Source organism: Rhizobium ecuadorense (genome assembly GCF_001187535.1).
In the GTDB taxonomy this organism is placed as follows: Bacteria; Pseudomonadota; Alphaproteobacteria; order Rhizobiales; family Rhizobiaceae; genus Rhizobium; species Rhizobium ecuadorense.
Map to the genome: position 1 here is coordinate 1 of NZ_LFIO01000113.1, position 291 is coordinate 291.

1 pseudogene is annotated in these 291 nt (G+C 61.9%); it reads left to right on the plus strand.

What is annotated here, in order from left to right:
- Positions 1–291: pseudogene (locus AF337_RS03945) on the plus strand (hypothetical protein); the annotation flags it as partial.

Below are 291 nucleotides of genomic sequence, written 5' to 3' on the forward strand. Positions count from 1 at the left end.
CATGCAGCTCTACGCGACGGGCGGGCTTCGCTACCAGCACAACAAGGTGGAACTCGGGCTCGATCCCGTTTTCTTCCCGGCGATCGACCGCAGCGGTTCGCAAAGCTGGGCCGATCCGATCGTCGGGCTTACCATGCATTATGACGTCAACAGCAAATGGTTCGTGGACGTCATGGCCGACGTCGGCGGCTTCGGCGTCGCTTCCGACATCACGCTGCAGGGCGCTGCGACGGTCGGCTATAACTGGACGGACACTCTCGCTTCGTCTCTCGGCTACAAGGCCCTCTACAC